Raw genomic sequence first — 20,447 nt, 5'->3', positions numbered from 1 at the left:
TGATGAGTGTTCATGCTAATAATGTTTCAGCACAGACTGATGGTAAGCTAATCATTGCTTCAGGTTCGAGTACAATTTGTAATCACATGTCTCTTTCATTACCAAAGGGATATCGCTTTACGAGTTATAAGTTGGTAATAAATTCAAATAGTGAAGCTGCAGTTTCCACAACACTTAAGGAAATGGATGCTACGTTTAAAGATACAAAGGAGTCTGTAACTATACAAAAGACAGGTAGTACGGGCATTACTATGCAGAGAACTTCTATGAACAATACTGACATGGGAAATATTCTGTATTTTAAACAGGAACATCCTAATGCTGGACAATCGGGGCTTGCAAAAGTCGATATAGTTTCCTTTGTCATTACTTTCGAATGTACGGAAAAGTTCAATGAGAACCTTAAGCCAGGTGTAACCACTTTGACGAGAGGTGTAAGTTGTCTTGCTTTGCCTTTCCAGACACAGAGAGTAGACCTTGGATCTATCAAACAGGAAACAGTAAAAGGCTATACATCTTATAAGTATTGGTACAAAAACGTACAGGATCTCAAGGCCGACTTCCTGTTATACGATAATTCTGGAATAGTTGGTGGTACTGCAAAACCTGGAACCGCTGGTGAAGGAAACATTGCCAAATTAAGCTTTGATGGAACCAATACTTATATTGGTCTCAAGAACAATACTTATTGGCTTGAAACACCAACTGATGCCGTAGCACAGGGTGAAGTCAACATCCCTGTAGGCTATCGTATTGTGGGCGCTCGCTTGGTTTACGCAAATAATGTTGCTCAGAACATCAAGACAGGTGACAAAATCTATATCACCGACGGTAAGGGTAATTATATGAATGCCAGTCTGAAGTTCACTCCAACCAAAGTGGAATGGAATTATGCTACAGATGGAAAGTTGTCAACGAAATCGGGAAACTCAACGGTTTATTATTTACGTCACATAGAAAATTCTAGTTGGTTTGGTCCTACAACCTATTCTTTGGAAACTACGACCAAGTCTAACCAAGCCTCTTCATTTAATACCGATGGTACAACCCTCTTCTATGTCAGCGGTACACATTCTTACATAATTTCTTATGATAGTAATGGTAAAGCCGCCTATAACATTACTCAGTCTAATGCTATCGCTGTTAACTCAGCGGTTACAAGCTCTGACAATTCATTCACTGTCAGGATGTTTGACAAGACAGGTAATGGTGTAGCTCAAGAAGTGGCAGTAAACAGAGAGAATCCTACTGGCGACATCGTTCTTGAGAAACTTAACAACGACGCCATCAAGTTCCAGATTGAAGGACTTACAGGTGATCAGTTGGCATACGTTTGCCTGCAGGTACAGCTTGAGGCTCTCAACCCATACATCGACAAGATGGATATCTCTTGTACCCAGCCATCGGGAGAGAAGAAACTCAAGAACCAGTATCTCGCCGACGACTTCACCATCGGTACTAACGGCAAGGTGGATTTCGCAGTGCCTAAAAACTTCGGTACTAATGGTTTGCGTTTCGCTTTCGAGGGACTCCACCACAAGAATGCTGATGAGACATACACTAACATTGGCTCAGAGGGCAAGCACTCTCGCTACCACTTCGTGAAGTCTGATTACTACGATTTGATTAATGAGAACCTCCAGGCTCATCGCTCTGATGCTGCCGACTACGACTACACCAAGAAGATTGAGGTGAAGGTGGCAGGAACAAAGGCGTTCAAGTGTAACAACTCTGACATCTTCAAGGCTGGAACAACAGGTGACGGTACATACTATTATGTAGAGAACCGCTATTCAAATACAGCATACAATACTCAGGGCGGAACTTGGCAGGAGATGCGCGTGAACAATGGTGACGACTACGTGAAGCGTTATCTCGTGGTCTGCGACGAGACCCGCTACAACATCGCTCCTACAACTACTCCACGCCATGCCTTCTATGCATACTACTCTACAGACCTCAAGTTGACTACAGTAGACTATGCGCCGGAGCTGACTTATACCAAGGTGTACAACGACGCCGTAGTGCCAAACACTTATGACGCAAACTATTACGTAGGCGTGAAGGTATCGCTGAAAGACACTGACGACAATCCTATCGCAACCGGTCAGGGATATGTATACGCAAAGCAGATTATCGACAAGATTGCTGAGGACATCACTAACAAGAAGGAGAACGCTCCTGTAGACACCAAGCACATCCTCTATTTTGACGCCAGCAACATCAACTCGCTTCTCTTCAGTGATACGGATCCTACATGGGGAACCCTCACCGACCTTAAGGCAAAGCTCGGCGACAACGCACTGCTCTATATGCCGGAGGGTGTGACAGCCAACCTGAAGAACGTAGTGACGAAATCCCTCTCCGGTGACGATTTCGTGTCGGAAAACGATATCGAACTGGTAGACCAGCAGCCGTTCTTCGCTCCTTACAGCATCCGACTCAATGCTGCCAACGAGGTGGTATACAAGAGAAAGGTGACGCTCAACCACAATGAAACAAAGAAGTGGGTATCGCTGATGCTCCCATTCACAGTGGCAGTGGACACAGAGACAGGAAGCTATGTGCAGACCAAAGACAACTGCGCATTCACGTTCTACACGATGAATACCGACAACACATTCAGCAACGCCCAGGAGACAGGCGAATATATCTATGAGGCAGACGCACACTTCTCGCCATTCAAAGGAGTGCCCGTTACGAAGCCAAACCAGTCTTACATCGTGAGCATCGACCAGATGGAGGAAACCAACAGCGACAAGGTACTCTTCGTTGTTCGCCAGAGCGGTTCTACTATCGAGGCTACACCGGCAACGCTCACACAGCCTCTCATCCAGGGTGAGACTGCAACGGGCAAGATCAAGGGCGAAGCAACAACCCTCGTGAACTACGGATCATACTGCGGAGTGAAAGTGCCGAAGACTGACGGAATATTCTATTTCAACAAGGACAAGTTCATTTCATCACTTCTCCTCGACGAGAGATTCCAGGATGTGTACGTATTGCCATTCAGATCATACTACGCATGTCAGAACGGAGCGAACAATGTGCGCTACCTCAACATCTCTCTTGAGCCGAACACTGAGACATCATGGATAGACAATGCTACGGAGACTACAACGACGAGCGCCGGCTTCATGTTCTCGGCAGAGACAGGCAAGCTGACCATCACGGCAACGAAGGACCTGCGCACCAATATCCGCAACATCAACGGACAGACAATAGACACTACCTCTCTTAAGGCTGGCGAGACACGCACAGTGGCATTGCCAAGCGGCATCTACATGGTGAATGGAACGAAGGTTGTGGTAAGATAGCCCTCATTCTGATGCACTGACTGAATATTAACGACTTAAAATGAATGAATTATGAAAAAGAATAAATATATCAAGCCGGCAACAGGAGTCGTGAATGTCCAGACCTATGGTAGGATGCTCGCTGGATCTCATGACAACTGGGCAGACAGTAAATCTCACAAGAAAGGACTGTGGGATGACGATGCTAATGAATATGATGAGTCTGTCAATTCCAATTGGGCAGGCTATCAGAAAGATTCACCTTCATGGTGAGAGTGATTGACTTGCTTGCGCATTTCAGAACAGTTTTTCAGAAATGCGTTGTTTGACAAGAAACCCCAGGCTCTGTGAAGAACTTGGGGTTTCGATTATTTTTTGCGTAGAAGGTTATGGAACGTGATAGACAGTTGATAATCTGAATACCAGATCGACTTCAGCCCCCTCTCGTTCTCCCCCGTAGGACAACCCATCCTAACCTTCCCCAAGGGAAGGAACTGGTTACTCCGATTATGGATTATCCTTTGACAATCATACTATCAATTGTATCTGTCCCTCCCCTTCGGGGGAGGTTAGGTGGGGGCTGAAGTCAATAGTAGGAGTAATTTATTTCTCCTCTTGGAAAAGGTCTTAAGATCATGATGGAAAACAAAAGAGACTTGTCGGCAGTCGTGTGGCTGCGAGACAAGTCTCTTTGTAGTTGGTATTTATTCTTTGCCCATATTCAAGCAGGTGACATTACGCCCGGATTCAAGCCGGGGCATCATGTCAAGGCATGGGGCATCAGGATTATTCCAACTCGATTATACTCTATATCTGATATTCAGAGAGTTAGTTATTGTCTGGGATATTTATCGGGGACTGCACGAACTTCATACACAACCATGATATCAGTCACTTACACGATTTACTCTACTTAAAATCAATTGATTTCAAGCCTCAAAAAGACAATCTACATCAGTCCTTATAAATATAATAAGGTGTAAATTCACGTAATTTTATGTATATACAAGGCAAACATAGTTGCCCACCTTATATTATAAGGTGTAGCATTCAGTAGCAGCAAAAGCTATTCAAGCTACTCTAAAGTACTGTATATATATGAGTTATAGGGAGGGCTTCCACCGTATCCTCTCTTTGCATACCCCTATAGAGGGAGCGAGGCATCGACCACAAGGGGTTGCCATGCATCTTTTAGAAAATTTTCCGGTATACAAAATGCCTTTTCTTTCAAGTCTTCAGATTTTTTAATATTCAATTTTGCAATAGTAGTCTCTCAAGTAGTATGTTTGCAACATGAGAATAAATGATAGAAATAAAACCATATAAAAAATGTATCAATCAAATCTAAAAGATTATTGTGACACAGATGCAGTATAGATTGCACAGATAAAAAATTATTCTAAATACCCGTTGGCGGAATTAATTTAAGTTGGTCGATATGAGCAAAAGTTGCCCATATCGCTGATTCTCAGTAAAAACCAAGAATTGCTTAAAAACTGTCAGACCATCTGGTTTTTTGCCGTAATGTTCTGACAGACAGATAGTTGGCTGTCAGGCAATTGTCAGCCTATTGTCTGGATGGTTTGCTGATGAAAAGAGAATTGTCAGATAAAAAGAATTATCAGATGAAAGGAATTTAGACGACAGGAATTGTATGCGTTGGCAGAATCCTGAAAACAGGAATATGGGTGTTGCAACATTAACTTATTGGGCAGACGTCTGACAGCAAATCTGCCCAACTAGGGCAAGCACGTTGCCCATGATGGGCAAGCACGTTGCCCCAGTTGGGCAAGCAGCGTGCCCAATTTAATACAAACTGACATTAGGATTAAGTGTGCACTAATCTAATTCCGCCAACGGGTTCTAAATACAAACACAAAACAGCAAATTCATGAAGAGAAATTCTTTAGTCTCAACATTTATTGTTATCTTTGCAGTGTCATATTGCCGAAATAGGCTTTATTGACGGACATATTTAGAGAAGCGTATTTCGCTATATTCCTATACGAGTGAAACTTGGACACTTTCGCAAAATGGTTTATTGGAGTGTAGTGAGAATATGTCTCTGCTTGGCGTGTATTCGTATACAAAAACGAGATACGTACAGGTGGGGCTTATTCTCCTTTTTCCATAAACCAACGGAGTCCAAGCCGTCACACAGAGGGAAAAGGAGCAATAAAGCCTCACTTTTCTTTTTATGCTCCCTAACATCAAATTACTAACAACACTGTTTGGGCTGAAGGTGCGTCAAATGAAGCAAAATGAAAAAGCATTTCTATTTTTTTGATAAATGTTTATCAAATTGTTGTGACTTATTCAGTAACACTAAATACTATTAATATGGCACTTATTAAATGCACAGAATGTGGCGAAATGATTTCAGATAAAGCCACTGTATGCCCACATTGTGGAGCACCAATAGAAAAAATGACAAAATGTGAAGATTGCGGTGCAGAATATTCTGCTGATGCTGAAATGTGTCCAAATTGTGGATGTCCAAATTTCTCAAAAGAAGCGAAGGAACAATCTTCTGAACAACGCAATACTGAGCAGAAAACAGTAGGTATATCAGAAGAACGCAAAAAACGTGTTCAGCATTTTCTTGTCGAAAATCGCCAAAAACTACCACAGAGCAAGTTCAATGAGATTAGGGACATTCTTTCTAACCTCACAGATGAACAATGGGAGACCATCGAATACATCACATTCAAAGACCCCACCCTGTTGCTTGTTCTTTCTATATTGGTAGGTGAGTTTGGAGTCGACCGTTTCGTACTTGGAGATACTACCAATGGCGCTTTAAAACTGTTGCTTACATTATGCTGTGGTGTAGGCTTAATATGGTGGGTTATAGATATATTCCAAATCAACAGATTGACATTAGATTACAACTACAAACTATTAAGAGAAACGTTGTCATTTGTCTAAGAAGACATTTTACATATCGGTATCTATAGTGTGTGTGACAGGTCTTGCTTGGCTTATATTATCATATACTACATGGGGGACAGAATTCTTTTTCTGTCCCTTTAAAGCTATCTTTGGTTTGCCATGCCCACTTTGCGGATTAACTCATGCTTGCCACTATTTATTTGGAGGTGAATTTACGTATGCAATATTATCTAACCCTTTAGTTATATTTGTACCCATAGGATTATTCATTCCAATAGTTATATACGATTTATTTAGTCATAATCAGTATACTTGGCATTTGTTTCAATCTGTATATCCAAAGATGTGTTCAATATTTTATCTTATTCTTTTGACTGTATGGTTATATAAAATTCTCTATTATAAAATTGGTATTTGATATGAATAAGAATAATCTTCTTATTATAGCAGCCATAGTATTGATGGCTGCGATAGGTTGTGAGGTAGCCATATACCTCGGGTATGACTTATATCACTCAGAAAATGGAATATTTCTGAGACATAAGGTATACATACCCACTTATGAGAATATGTCGGAAAGCGAACTAAGACAAAGAGTTGAAACTGGTGACGCTGAAGCTATGGCTATGCTTAGTAGCATAATACAGATTACGCACAAAGAAACAGAATGTAAAGAAGCGCTCGAACTTGCCCAAAAATCAGCCGACATGAATTGTCCACGTGGCAAAAATATGTTGGGATACTTATATGAGATTGGTTATTGTGTTCCAAAAAACCAACAAAAGGCATTTGATTTGATTAAAGAGGCTGCGGACGAAAATGACCCTATAGCTCAATATAATATGGGAATATACCATCTAAACGGTTTAGCTGTTAAAAAAGATACAACAGAAGCACTTAAGTATATTGAAAAATCTGCAATACAAGGTCTTCATTTCGCTGAATATAAGCTTGCATTTTTATATTATTATGGAGGAAATACAATAAAAAGAGATGTTAGCAAAGGCATAGAATGGCTTACATTAGCCTCTAACCAAGGAATGCCTGAAGCCCAATATGAATTGTCTAAGATTTATTATCATGGAGAAAGCGGAGAGGTCGCTCCTGACTATAATAAGGCAAAGGATTTGTGCAGAAAGGCAGCAGAGTGTGGTTTGCCCGAAGCAAAGTGGGCAATGGAAAACAAGTTCAACTCTAAAGACAAATAATCATGGCACTTATAAAATGTAACAACTGCGGAGGAATGGTCTCTGACAAAGCAACAGTATGTCCGCATTGTGGCAACGATCCACATAAGACAACAGATGATACTATTGTAAACAACACCAAAGACAACAATCCTAAACTGTCCGTCTGCCCATATTGCGGAGCAACTGTCTCAAAAAGAGCTACGACATGCCCTAAATGTGGTGGCACAATCACTTCTACGCCTTCACAACAACCAGCTCCAGACGCACAAACGACCACCTCAGAAGATTACGAACCTATTGAGGAGGAAGAAGCAAATGGCGGATTGAAAACAGCAGTAATCATACTTGCCATAATAGTTGGAGTATTTGCTATATACCTGGTTAGCGGAGGGCGTTACTATAATGGCAAAACTTTGCGCTTTACTACAAATGCAGACACTACAGCGGTTGACACCACAGCAGATTTTGACGATAGTCTCGAAAGTGACTCATTCCCATATACTGAAGAAAATGTTGCCGATACGGTTTACTCTGACCCCGTATACGAGAGCGTAGAAGAAGTAAAAGAAGGCTTCAACACGAATTCGGATGTCAAGAACTTTGTCGTTGGCAACAGCTATTATTATAATGGCGTAACTCTTAAAATTACCGAGAACGGTGTGTATGCGAACGACAACAAGATATCATCGTCAAGCCCGGTATTCAAAAGAGTTTCGCAATTCGTTGGTAAAGTAACGGCTCGTCCGTCTATTTCCATTTCAATAAAATGGGAAGGAAACAAGCTCGTTGACAACAACAGCGGCGATGTATATTATGAGAATTAATTAAATCTACAGATGATGAGATTTTTTATTATAATTGTATCTCTTCTATTCTCCTCACTCAGCCATGCACAGTCCATAGCCGACCTCGCAAGAAAAGCTGAGGAGGAGAAGAATCCGCTGCACATTTATGCGGATGTGTCTTCATTCCAAAATGGTTTGGCAATAGCAAGCAAGTATACAGAAGATGGCGAATATAAATATGGTGTGGTAGACGAGGAGGGTGTGGTTTACATACCAGTAAACTATGACGAAATCAGCCTTTTCCAAGAGGGCAACAACTATCGTGATAATGTCTACAAATGTCAGAGAAACGGCAAGTTGGGTCTGTTAAACGCACAAGACATAACTCTACTGCAATGCGAATATAGCAGCATAAAGCACTCTGGCGAGTACGTGTATCTCATAAAGAATGGGAAAAACGGATATGCTGAATTGAAAGGTACAGACGAAGTAAAATCACTCATCCCATGTATCTACGACAAGTTGGAGAGCTATTCAAAAAATGCTCCGATGCGTGCTACCTATAATGGAAAGGAAGGTATGATAGACGGCAACAACAAGATTGTCATTCCTTTCGAATATTCCAACATAGGCAAATTCTATAATGTCGGCGCTTACAATATGGCTTGGGTAGAACAGGACGGCAAATACGGAATATACAACATTGACGGTACTGTCATCCAGCCTTGGGACATAGAAAAGGCTTACGTCATGAACGAAAACAGCGGCACGACTTATCTTACATTCGACGATTTTCCAGATCCATCCACTCCTTACATACACATCGTGGTGAACGGATTGACAGGCGTACTTAGCGGAAAGACATACAAGACTGTCATTCCTTGCAAGTACGGATACATCTCGCCCGTCATTAACGAAAGGGCTTTCTATAAAGCCAACAACAAATGGGGCATTATGGACATACAGAATAATAGTATTCAGGAAGCCATCTACGACAAAATCAAGATAAACAACAACATGCTGTCTGAAGCCTTCACTCCTGATGGCACATTCCATGACAACATGTATGTTTTTATCGGCGACAAGCAGGGAATGATCGATAAGAACGGCAAAGCATTCATTCCCGTAAAATACGATTCGCTTGGAGTGTTTTCCGAGAATATGATTGTTGCAAAGTGCGGCAACCTATACGGATATATAAACTCAAATGGAGAGGAATGCATTCCTCTTACGTACAGTCATGCCGACAACTTCTCTGAAGGCCTTGCTGCTGTAAAGAACGAAAAAGGAAAGTATCTGTTTATTGACGCCTCCGGAGTCATGGTAATAAAGCCCCACGAGTACGACAGAGTTGGACATTTCCAAAACGGCACATGCAAGGTGTATCGCAAAGACAAAGTTTGGGAGATTAACCGCGAAGGCAAAAAGGTGAAAGACAGTACAAAAAAAATAGAAGCGGACAACGTACATAAAGACAGTAGTAATGATGACATGTATGTTGCCAAAGGCAATATCGTATCACCACATGAAGCTGACACAGAATCAGAACACCCAATCAGAAAAAAGAAAAAATCAATATTAAATATTCTATTCGGTGTAGAAGACGAGCCAAATGCCCCACAATCAGTCAATAGAACTTATCAGAATCGTAAGGTAATGAGAAATCGGGGTGAAGTCCTAAGATATAGGCAAAATACATTCGGAAATAAGCAAGAACGAAATTGGCGTGAAGCACCAAAACACAAGAGAAAAATATTTGGGAACAGGCAAAGTCCAAGCCGAAGACGATTTTGAGAATTTTATACAATTCAATGACAAGTATCAGTTCAAGCAATAAGCAAAAAATTACAATCAATGGTACGATAATATTTACTTTAGACGAGTAACGTAACAGATTAAATTGAGGCTGCTTCTGGCAGTCTCTTTTCATTTTACGATGCCCCACATGGAATCATTTGCGTAAGCACAAATGTAATTTAGTAAAAATCCAAACAATTCTTGATTAACCATTCTTAGCACTGTTTTTTCGTTTTTCTCAGAATAAGAACGTAATTTTGCAACCGCTTTCCAAAATGGGGAGTTGTTCTTTTATTTATTGACAAGCATCAAGAGACTGTTTAAATACAGAACCAACCGAGCAGATTAGCCATTGCCACGGTGGTAAAATAGATGTGAGTTTAAGGCTTGATTATTCATCTTTAAATTAAAATTTTATGGCAACATCAAAAACATTAGAAATCATCTTAGGTCGTGTGGAGTACATCAATGCTTCGCACTTTAATTGTTTGTCATTCGCTAAGGCTTCGGATATGGTGAATGGCATAAACGTGCGTCTTTCTAACATGGCAGGTGGCTATCCGTTTTCATTCGGTGGTGCGACTTGGCATGATAGTGAGACGCTTTATTTGTGCGGTGAGTTTTCGGACTCATCTGACGAACATCGGGCTATACAGGAGGAAATGCACCGACAGACAAGCGGCTTTGCAGCCAAACGCTTTGTCAAGAACAAATACAAGAGATTCATCCGTAGTGACTTCTCGACATTTCGCATACAGTGGATGCTTTACGTAGTATGGCAGAAGTGCAAGGACAATGCGGATTTTGCCAAGATGCTCTTGCAACTACCAAATGACGCTATCATTATCGAGGACACAACCAAACAACATTGCGACACAAAGGAAGTTTGGGGATGCACCAACTTTGAGTTGGCTGCAAGAAGAGCAGAGGTTAAAAAGGAAACCATCAAACAGGCTAAGGCAGACTATCCAAACATATCCAAGGCTGCTTTGAAGCGTTTGGTAAACAGTGAGACTTGCAAAGTCAATGGCATTGGAACGTTTGTCGGTCAAAACAACTTAGGCAAGATTCTCATGATTTGCCGTGATTGTCTAATACAAGGCGTAGAACCACCAATAGACTACGCTCTTTTGGAGTCAAAAGACATTCACATCATGGGCAAACGCCTCACGTTCCCAACCAATAACACACCAATGTCTAACTTACATATAGTGGCATGAAAATTAGCAATACAATCAAAATAAAGAGTGGCAAGGAGTTAAAGCTCTATGGCGGCCAAAAGCACAGTAACAAGAATACCATAAGGTATTTTTGCGAACATGCTGATTTCTTTTACGAACATAGAGAGTTCATTTTCGATAACAGCCGTATGTTTTTGATACCTGTATATCAAGACAGAGATTTCATATACACTTTAGGTGGTTTATTGGAATGGTTGGAAAGTATTACACAAGTGGCTACCATATCGGAGGTAATCAAAGATGTTCTTTTTCAAAAAGACAATTCCGACAGGCTAAGTCGCTTAAAGCAACACTGTAGCCGATACAGCAAGGCGGCAGGTGAATACGAACATCTTACGCTCAAAAACGTGCATGATACAATTACATCATTAGTCAAACAAAGAGAGCATAATTTGGCTGAAAAAAGGATATGGAGTCCATATATAGACAACATCGAATTGCTTTATGAGCATCGAAATGAAATTCTTGCTCATAAGGAATGGGCAATGGCTACAATACCATTGAAAGTATATATGGTATGTCAACCTATCTGTATTGGCACGATGTTAAGACTTTGGGCGAATGAAAACGAGTGGCTTACATATCAATGCGAATGTGGGCACAAGGCTTTCATATATAGTTTTGCAGGTAGTCCGTTGAGTGGCACAACATCAATATCCTACAAGTGCATACATTGCCATAAAAACGGCAATGCCCAAGTTGGAAGTTTCCTTAGCCGTGCGCATACTCTTGCCCTTACGCAACAAGAATTATTCAAGGAGGCAGAAGGTGACGAAGCAATTACGTTGACAGAACTTTTAGACAACATAAAAACAATTAATTTAAAGTAATAAATTATGATTGAAAAAGTAAATCCAAGCCATCCGGATAAAGTGGCAGACCGTATCGCAGGAGCTATTGTAGACCTTGCGTACAAGAAAGAAGAGAATCCGAAAATAGCAGTTGAAGTATTGCTCGGACATGGTGTTGCAAATCTCATTATTGAGAGTAGTGTGAACATTTCAGACGCTGAGGCTGAAGCTATTGTTAGCCGTATTACTAAGCGTAGAGACTTAAAAGTATCTCTCGTAATGGTAGCACAAGACCCTATCCTTGCAAGCAACCAAGACGGAGAAATCCGCTGTGGCGACAATGGTATTTTCAAGGGCATTCCATTGACTGACGAGGAGAAAGAACTCAGCAAGATTGCCCATGACATCTATGAGAGTTACCCTTCGGATGGCAAGTATGTATTAGCTGACGATAAATTGATTATTTGTCAAAGTAACGCCAAGACTGAGGATTTAAAGAAGCTCTATCCTACCGCTGTCATTAATCCTCTTGGAGATTGGAGTGGCGGAACAGATGTCGATTCGGGTGCAACAAACAGAAAGTTGGGCAGTGATATGGCGCAATCAGTTTCGGGTGGCGGTCTAATGGGAAAGGACCTTTCCAAGGCAGATGTTTCTGTCAATATCTACGCTTTCTTGAAAGCTCAAAAAACAGGCAAGCCTGTGGAGTTATTCTGTGCCATCGGTGACACAGAAATAGATGGTAAGCCTTATCGTGAAATAGTGGAAATCGCTCGTAACTACATCACGAGAATTGGCGGATTCGAGAAATTTGCCGAGTGGGGATTGTTCTAATAAGCAAGTGACATGTACAAATTTGATATAGACATAACTCCATCCCTCAACGGAAAGAAATTCATTTGGAAGGCATTTGTGAAATGTATACCATTATGCAGCTGACAGGTCATACCAATGAACGCACGTTCTACAAATATGTAAGGGCAACCCCCGAACAGATTGCCAAGCTATTGGATTTCAACTCTATCGGATAGCTATCCTATCGGGGATAAGCAGGGACGAAATCGGGGATGGTTTTGGATAAAATGTACAAGAAAGGGGATTTGTTGACTATTAAGCTGTTACGTCAACGAATCCCCTAACTTATTGAGTTTAAATTAATTCATCTTTATTTGAGTGGCTGTTCATCGGTATTCCGATTATTCCCACTCAATAGTTGCTGGTGGCTTTGAGGAGATGTCGTAGCATACGCGGTTTACTCCACGTACCTTGTTTATTATCTCGTTGCTCACCTTGGCCATGAAATCGTATGGCAAATGAGCCCAGTCAGCAGTCATGGCATCGGTAGAAGTCACGGCGCGCAGAGCAACAGGATGCTCGTAAGTGCGCTCGTCGCCCATCACACCCACAGAACGTACTGTGGAGAGGAGCACCGTGCCTGCCTGCCATATCTGGTCGTAGAGAGACACCTCAATCTCGCCGTTCTGCATGTCGGCAGGAACGCCGGCAGCCAATACGCGACGCGCATCCTCTCCGGAGAGACGCACCTTGTAGTCGCGCAGACCGCGGATATAGATATCGTCGGCATCCTGTAGGATGCGAACCTTCTCAGGAGTGATGTCGCCGAGGATACGCACTGCCAGTCCCGGACCCGGGAACGGATGGCGTGTGATGAGATGCTCAGGCATTCCCATCGAACGACCCACGCGACGCACCTCGTCTTTGAACAGCCATTTCAGCGGTTCGCAGAGTTGCAGGTTCATCTCCTTTGGCAGTCCGCCCACGTTGTGGTGGCTCTTTATCACCTTGCCCGTGATGTTGAGGCTTTCGATGCGGTCAGGGTATATAGTGCCCTGAGCCAGCCATTTTGCTCCCGTCTGCTTCTTCGCCTCGGCGTTGAACACCTCTACGAAGTCCCTTCCGATAATCTTGCGCTTCTTTTCAGGATCTGTCACTCCTGCCAGGTCGGCGAAGAATTTCTCGCTTGCGTCCACACCGATAACGTTCAGACCCAAGCACTTGTAATCCTCCATCACGTCGCGGAACTCGTTCTTGCGCAGCATACCATGGTCTACGAAGATACAGGTGAGGTTCTTGCCGATTGCCTTGTTGAGCAATACGGCGGCAACGCTTGAGTCCACGCCGCCGGAGAGTCCGAGAATCACCTTGTCGTCGCCCAGCTGCTCCTTCAGTTCCTTCACCGTAGTCTCCACAAAGGAGTCTGCGCTCCAGTCCTGGCGGCTTCCGCAGATGTCAACCACGAAGTTCTTCAGCAACTGAGTGCCCTGCAGCGAGTGGAACACCTCCGGATGGAACTGCACCGCCCATACCGGTTGCTTTGTAGAAGCGTAGGCAGCAAACTTCACATTTGCTGTCGACGCGATACACTTGTAGTCCTCCGGTATCGCCGTTATCGTGTCGCCGTGGCTCATCCACACCTGCGATTTGTCCACGAAGCCTTTGAAGAGAGGGTCCTCTTTGTCGAACTGTTCCAGACATGCCCTTCCGTACTCGCGAGAGTCGGCAGCCTCCACCTTTCCACCGTTGGAATAGGAGATGTATTGCGCTCCATAGCAGATGCCCAGAACAGGGATTCTGCCGATGAACTGGCTGAGGTCAACCTTAAACGCCTCCTTGTCGTGAACAGAGTAGGGGCTTCCGCTGAGTATCACTCCAATGACGCTCTCGTCGTCTTTCGGAAACTTGTTGTAAGGCATAATCTCGCAGAAGGTGTCGAGCTCGCGTACGCGGCGTCCGATGAGCTGCGTGGTCTGTGAGCCGAAGTCTAAAATAATGATCTTCTGTTGCATTTACTTATATTGTTTAGATGATATTGTTTCTTGTATCTGAGTCACTTTATATCCATTAATATTCCTTTATAACCCGGAGATGAAATCCTCAGCCTCCTTCAGCGTGTCGAGCTTCCCTACATCGAGCAGGCGGAGGTCCTTTTTCAGATATCCCCGGATATTGTGGTCGGCACATGCTTTGAGATAGAAGTCAATGATGCCGAATTTGTCGCCGAACCCGTTGAACAGCGGGAACAGCCTTGGTGAAAATGCATGTATGCCGGCGAAGGCGTATTTGTGGCATTTGTCCGGATCGAGACCTTCATGAGGGGATTTCACCTCTCCCGTCTCAATGTTGGTCCATCCCACGAGCCTCATGTCGTCGTTGAAGAGCAGATAGCGTTTCGTCTTTCTCTCACTCACGAGCAGCAATGCGTCGACACCGCTCTCATGGTCAGCCTCGGCATAAAAACGTTGCAGGTCTACGTTGCTCAGTATGTCCACATTGTGTATCAGTATCGGCCTGTCGCCGAGGAAGAGTGGCGCAGCCTTCTTTATTCCGCCTCCCGTGTCGAGCAGCTTCTGCGATTCGTCGGATATGCGGATGTCAACACCGAAGTTGTTATTGTCTTTTAGGTAGTCTGTTATCTGTTCGGCAAAGTGGTGTACGTTCACTACGATGCGCTCCGCATCGCTTGCCTTCAGCTTCTCTATGACGTGCCTGATGAGCGGTTCTCCTCCCACGCTCACCATAGCCTTTGGCATGTGGTCGGTGAGCGGCTTGAGTCGGGTGCCGAGTCCGGCGGCGAATATCATAGCCTGCATCATGTCTTTTTTATAATTATAAAAATGGATATGCGTGCAAAATTACTTATTTTCTTTGTAACGGCAAACATTTCTTACGCATAATGTGAATCCCACGTTGCAATGAATGTTTGGATTATGTTAAAATCAACAATGTATGAGCAGAAATAGGGGAGCAAGGGGCGGTAATTGCCATAAATTCGTTACTTTTGCAGATAGATATTATAGATATTGACTCGAAAGATTTTAATAGGTAAAGAGTTATGAACATTCTTTTATGCGGTGGTGCCGGATTCATCGGCACCCACACAATCATTGAACTTGACAAGGCTGGTCACAGCGTAGTAGTGGTGGACAATTTCTTCAACTCCAAGCCGGAGGCGCTCAAGAGAGTATCAGAGCTTATCGGCAAGGAGGTGAAATGCTATAACGCCGATGTGAGAGACAGGGACGCGATGGAGAAGATCTTCGGCGAGAACCAGTTCGACGCCGTTATCCACTATGCCGGACTGAAATCCGTCGGAGAGTCGGTGGCAAAGCCATTGGAGTATTATGAGAACAATATGGTGGCAACGTTTGTCCTCGTTGACGTGATGCGCAAGCACGGCTGCAAGAACATCATCTTCTCAAGTTCAGCCACTGTGTATGGCGACCCGGCGATGATTCCTATCACAGAGGAGTGTCCGAAGGGCTACTGCACCAATCCTTACGGCCAGACAAAGTGGATGCTTGAGGAAGTGCTTAAAGACGTACACCATGCCGATCCTGAATGGAACGTGGTATTGCTGAGATATTTCAATCCTATCGGTGCACATCCGAGCGGCAAAATCGGCGAAGACCCTAACGGTATTCCAAACAACCTTATGCCTTACATCACACAAGTGGCAGTGGGCAAGAGAGAAGAGCTCGGCGTGTTTGGCAACGACTACGACACACCCGACGGAACGGGAGTGCGCGACTATATCCATGTGTGCGACCTGGCTGCCGGTCATGTGTGTGCGCTGAAGGCTATCGAGCGCAACTGCGGACTTGCCGTATATAACCTCGGAACAGGTCACGGATATTCGGTGCTCGACGTGGTGAAAGCCTTCGAGAAGGCCAACGGCATCAAGATAAAGTATTCTATCAAGCCACGCCGTGCCGGTGACATAGCCACCTGCTACTGCAATCCTGCAAAGGCAAAGGCAGAGCTGGGCTGGGAGGCACACTATGGCATCGAGGAGATGTGTCGCGACAGTTGGAATTGGCAGAAGAACAATCCTAACGGATACGAAGACTGATGATTGATATTCCCTCCCTTAGCTGTATTAGCCTGTAGGCTTTATTTCTTGCAGGGTGGTGATGCCAGGTTGAGGAGGAAAAAAGATATTCTGAATTCTCTGATTCTTGAATTCTTGACGACACGAACCGGATTGACGGTTGTAATGGTCAAGAGTTGAGGAATTGGAGATTTTTTTGTTTAACCCAAATCGGGCATTAGCGCTTGCTTGGATTTTGCTTTTAGAAGAGTGGATTTTGATACTTGTTTTTTATCTTTTTTAATCATACTTTTCTTTGAACTATACCTAATAATAGGTAATTGTTTATACCTTTGCATTTGTATATAACAAGAATTAAGTATGTCATGGAAATAGAAGAAAGAGAAAAAAAGATTTATCGTGTCACGCTGATGGGAAGTGTCGTCAATGTGGTACTTCTCGTGTTCAAGTTCGTTGCCGGTATCCTCGGCGGTTCGGCAGCCATGATTGCTGATGCCGTGCATTCATTGTCAGATTTCCTCACAGATATTGTGGTGATAGCCTTCGTGCGCATCAGTTCAAAACCCGTTGATGAAGACCACGACTATGGCCACGGCAAATATGAGACACTCGCAACATCGATAATCGGTCTCGCCCTGCTCGCTGTGGGACTATACATATTCTATAACGGATGCCTTCAGATATGGGATGTGATGCGTGGCGAGGAAATCCATCAGCCGGGAATGATAGCCCTCTTGGCAGCTCTCCTGGGCATCGGCCTGAAAGAATGGACCTTCCGCTTTACGGCACGTGTGGGAAAACAAGTTGGGTCGCAGGCAGTTGTTGCCAATGCCTGGCACCATCGCAGCGACGCCCTCTCCTCGATAGGTACAGCTGTGGGAATCGGTGGAGCGATATTGTTGGGAAAGAGTTGGGCGGTGCTCGACCCTATAGCTGCCGTTGTGGTGAGCCTTTTCATTGTGAAGACAGCCCTCGGACTAATCGGCAGCTCGTTTGGAGAACTGCTCGAGAAGAGCCTGCCGAAGGAAATGGAAGACGAGATTGTTGCCATTGCCAATAGAGAACCGTGTGTCAGCGACATCCACAATCTCTGCACCCGTCATATAGGCAACGACATTGCCATAGAGATGCACCTCAGAATGCCGGGCGACATCAGTCTGACGACTTCGCATGAGCATGCCACGAACATAGAACATGAGTTGCGTCGCCGCTTCGGCAAGCGCACGCATATCAATATCCATGTGGAGCCGCTGAAATGATCCATCGGTCATTATGCCGTTAGAAGTATGTAAACCCAAACAAAATCCACTCTTCTAAAATGCAAAATCCAGGCAAGCCCTAACGACCGATTTGGGTTATAAATCGGGTGCCTATTCTGCCCAAGTGGGGCAAGCAGCGTGCCCATGATGAGAAAGCAGCGTGCCCATGATGGGCAAGCACCGTGCCCAATTTTTGGTTCTTCCGTTAAATGCATAGATAGAAAAAAAAATTTTATATTATGATAAAAATAAAGCTGGCATCATCTATCTTTGTAGTGACCAAACTCAATGATAAATGAATGCCAGCATAATGCATAAAGCTTTTGGCATATCCTTGCAAGAATGTTTGGATATGCGTTGCGAAAGTAATAAAATAGTTTTGAATATCCAAACTCCATCAGACAAACTTTGCTGTCCGGAGTGTGGAAGCCATAATGTAGTCCGTAATGGTTTCACGGCCAGACGCTTTGTGAGCGTGCCGATAGGTTGTTCAAAGACTTTCGTCGAGATGAAGATCCAACGTGTCAAATGTTCTGATTGTGGCTGCATAAAGAACGAGGATGTCGATTTCGCAAAAGGCAAGCGCAGGCATACGACCGCTTTCGCCAATATGGTTATAGACTTGTCGCGCTTTGCAACTATACAGGACATTGCATGGTTCCTGGATGTATCTTGGGACATGGTGCGGAACATACAGATGGAGTTCCTGCAAAAGGAGTATGGCAGCCCTGACCTTTCAAACCTCAGATACATATCCATAGACGAGTTCGCTACCCACAAGGGACAAGTTTACAAGACGATAGTCGTAGACTTGGAAACCGGGCGGATTGTCTTTGTAGGTGACGGTAACGGCAAGGCTTCGCTTGAGGAATTCTGGAACAAGCTCGGAGACAGAAAGAATGACATAAAAGCCGTATGCACAGACTTGTCGTCTGCTTATACGGGGGCGGTAACGGCAAATCTCCCCAATGCCTCTCTTGTCGTGGATCATTTTCATGTGGTAAAGCTCATGAATGAAAGGATAGACCAGTTGCGCCGCCAGTTGTGGCATGCTGAGAAAGACGTTAACAAGCGTAAGGTAATCAAGGGCACGCGCTGGATATTGCTGAGAAACGGCAACGACATCTTTGACGCAAAATACAAGACAAGACTTGACAATGTGCTGAACTTGAATGAACCGTTGATGATTGCATATTACCTGAAAGAAGACTTGAGGGAAATATGGAACCAAACCAACAAGGATGATGCAGAATTGGTGCTAAACGAATGGGTGCGGCAGGCCATGGATTCAAAAATACAGCCATTGGTCAAAATGGCTGCTACCTTGCGGGCCTACAAGCCATATATACTTGCATGGTATGACTACCCGATATCAAATGGCCCTACTGAAGGTATAAACAACAAGATTAAAGTGCTGAAAAGACAAATGTATGGATTCAGAAATGATGAATTCTTCACGTTAAAGCTATACGCTCTACACGACAAGCGTCTACGCATTTAACGGAAGAACCCAATTTTTGCCGTTAATCTTGTAGACCGCAAATACAATTTCCGTATTACGATAGTGATAATTGTCGTTTCGGTTTTACAGTAGTTATTGAAATAAAAAAGTTGTGAGTCTGCCATGAAGGTAAACCCACAACTTTGTCTTTTTTTTCATCTTGTCCGCAGATTGCGAACCACTGTTTATTTTACTGGAATCTTCTCTACTCTTCTTTCGTGGCGTCCGCCCTCAAAAGGAGTCTTGAAGAATTCGTCCATTATTGTCTCAGCCAATTTGTTGGCGATGAAGCGACCTGGCATAACGAGAACGTTAGCATTGTTGTGCTGACGGATCAAACCAGCCACTTCCTTGTCCCATGCAAGACCAGCGCGGATGCCCTGATGTTTGTTCAGTGTCATCACCATTCCCTCGCCGCTGCCGCAGATAGCGATGCCAGGATAGCACTCGCCGCTCTCTACTGCCTCTGCCAGAGGATGAGCGAAATCAGGATAGTCACAACTTGTGTCGCTGTATGTACCGAAGTCCTTATACTGATAACCTTTAGATTCCAGATACTGGATTACAAACTGCTTCAAAGGGAAACCTGCGTGGTCACATGCCACTCCAACTGTCTTTACTTCCATAGTCGTAAGTTTTTTAAGGGTTATTATTTGCGTTTATAAGCTCAATGTTCTTGGCTTAGGGTTAGAGATGCGGAGGACTCCTTTTTTAGAGAAGTCCTCCCGCGACTCCTATTTGTTTTTCTTCAATCCTTTATAGTCGGTCAGTCTGTCATCCTCTGTTCTCTGTCGCCGCCATCGGCGGGAGAGGTAGGAGAGATACTTACAAGACCGCCGTTTTTTT

At 43.8% G+C, this 20,447-nt stretch carries 16 protein-coding genes and 1 riboswitch; of the genes, 13 read left to right on the top strand and 3 right to left on the bottom strand.

The features are described from left to right. Positions 1–422: 422 nt before the first annotated feature. The 10 genes from ACDC99_RS06410 to ACDC99_RS06365 all read left to right on the top strand — a co-directional run bounded on the left by ACDC99_RS06410 (position 423) and on the right by ACDC99_RS06365 (position 12,826). Entirely contained in the window at positions 423–3,317 is a 2,895-nt protein-coding gene (locus ACDC99_RS06410; RefSeq protein ID WP_370756247.1) for a hypothetical protein, read from the top strand. A 51-nt stretch (positions 3,318–3,368) separates the two neighbouring features. Continuing rightward, positions 3,369–3,569: a hypothetical protein gene (locus ACDC99_RS06405; RefSeq protein ID WP_370756246.1), complete on the top strand. Its 201-nt coding sequence runs from the start codon at positions 3,369–3,371 to the stop codon at positions 3,567–3,569. Positions 3,570–5,636: 2,067 nt separating this feature from the next. Continuing rightward, entirely contained in the window at positions 5,637–6,224 is a 588-nt protein-coding gene (locus tag ACDC99_RS06400) for a TM2 domain-containing protein (protein ID WP_370756244.1), read from the top strand. Between the two features lie 28 nt (positions 6,225–6,252). Beyond that, positions 6,253–6,606, top strand: coding sequence for a DUF2752 domain-containing protein (locus tag ACDC99_RS06395; protein ID WP_370756916.1), 354 nt, complete (start codon positions 6,253–6,255; stop codon positions 6,604–6,606). Between the two features lies 1 nt (position 6,607). Beyond that, positions 6,608–7,396 carry a tetratricopeptide repeat protein gene (locus ACDC99_RS06390; RefSeq protein ID WP_370756242.1) on the top strand — a complete coding sequence of 263 codons (789 nt, stop codon included), beginning with the start codon at positions 6,608–6,610 and terminating at the stop codon, positions 7,394–7,396. Positions 7,397–7,398: 2 nt separating this feature from the next. Then, positions 7,399–8,202: a zinc ribbon domain-containing protein gene (locus ACDC99_RS06385; RefSeq protein ID WP_370756240.1), complete on the top strand. Its 804-nt coding sequence runs from the start codon at positions 7,399–7,401 to the stop codon at positions 8,200–8,202. A 12-nt stretch (positions 8,203–8,214) separates the two neighbouring features. Further along, complete coding sequence (locus ACDC99_RS06380) at positions 8,215–9,957, top strand: WG repeat-containing protein (protein ID WP_370756238.1); 1,743 nt, start codon at positions 8,215–8,217, stop codon at positions 9,955–9,957. 303 nt (positions 9,958–10,260) lie between these two features. Continuing rightward, positions 10,261–10,384: riboswitch (SAM-I-IV-variant riboswitch) on the top strand. After that, complete coding sequence (locus ACDC99_RS06375; protein WP_370756236.1) at positions 10,377–11,180, top strand: NADAR family protein; 804 nt, start codon at positions 10,377–10,379, stop codon at positions 11,178–11,180. (Overlaps the previous riboswitch by 8 nt.) Beyond that, positions 11,177–12,031 carry a hypothetical protein gene (locus tag ACDC99_RS06370; protein ID WP_042518875.1) on the top strand — a complete coding sequence of 285 codons (855 nt, stop codon included), beginning with the start codon at positions 11,177–11,179 and terminating at the stop codon, positions 12,029–12,031. Before ACDC99_RS06375 ends, ACDC99_RS06370 begins: the two co-directional genes overlap by 4 nt. 6 nt (positions 12,032–12,037) lie before the next feature. Further along, positions 12,038–12,826 (top strand): S-adenosylmethionine synthetase N-terminal domain-containing protein, encoded by a 789-nt coding sequence (locus ACDC99_RS06365; RefSeq protein ID WP_370756235.1) that lies wholly within the window; start codon positions 12,038–12,040, stop codon positions 12,824–12,826. Positions 12,827–13,188: 362 nt separating this feature from the next. On the opposite strand, the gene guaA is transcribed toward ACDC99_RS06365, so the two are convergent. Together guaA and ACDC99_RS06355 are read right to left on the bottom strand one after the other, a co-directional pair. Continuing rightward, the gene (gene guaA, locus ACDC99_RS06360) at positions 13,189–14,799 is read right to left on the bottom strand and encodes a glutamine-hydrolyzing GMP synthase (RefSeq protein WP_044064968.1); all 1,611 of its coding nucleotides are present in this window, start codon (positions 14,797–14,799) and stop codon (positions 13,189–13,191) included. A 66-nt stretch (positions 14,800–14,865) separates the two neighbouring features. Beyond that, positions 14,866–15,606 (bottom strand): nucleotidyltransferase family protein, encoded by a 741-nt coding sequence (locus ACDC99_RS06355; RefSeq protein ID WP_022317626.1) that lies wholly within the window; start codon positions 15,604–15,606, stop codon positions 14,866–14,868. 239 nt (positions 15,607–15,845) lie between these two features. Between ACDC99_RS06355 and galE the strand changes: the two genes are divergently transcribed. The 3 genes from galE (at position 15,846) to ACDC99_RS06340 (ending at position 19,601) form a co-directional block, all read left to right on the top strand. After that, the gene (gene galE / locus ACDC99_RS06350; protein WP_022317627.1) at positions 15,846–16,862 is read left to right on the top strand and encodes a UDP-glucose 4-epimerase GalE; all 1,017 of its coding nucleotides are present in this window, start codon (positions 15,846–15,848) and stop codon (positions 16,860–16,862) included. A gap of 344 nt (positions 16,863–17,206) precedes the next feature. Next, entirely contained in the window at positions 17,207–18,100 is an 894-nt protein-coding gene (locus ACDC99_RS06345) for a cation diffusion facilitator family transporter (protein WP_288768082.1), read from the top strand. Between the two features lie 295 nt (positions 18,101–18,395). After that, a complete protein-coding gene (locus tag ACDC99_RS06340) occupies positions 18,396–19,601 on the top strand; it encodes an ISL3 family transposase (RefSeq protein WP_042517111.1) in 1,206 nt (401 codons plus the stop codon). A gap of 185 nt (positions 19,602–19,786) precedes the next feature. On the opposite strand, the gene rpiB is transcribed toward ACDC99_RS06340, so the two are convergent. Next, positions 19,787–20,227: a ribose 5-phosphate isomerase B gene (rpiB, locus tag ACDC99_RS06335; protein ID WP_022317629.1), complete on the bottom strand. Its 441-nt coding sequence runs from the start codon at positions 20,225–20,227 to the stop codon at positions 19,787–19,789. Between the last annotated feature and the right edge of the window lie 220 nt (positions 20,228–20,447).

Origin of the sequence: Prevotella pectinovora (genome assembly GCF_041323955.1) — a bacterium.
In the GTDB taxonomy this organism is placed as follows: domain Bacteria; phylum Bacteroidota; class Bacteroidia; order Bacteroidales; family Bacteroidaceae; genus Prevotella; species Prevotella pectinovora.
This window is presented reverse-complemented; position numbering and strand designations above follow the sequence as displayed.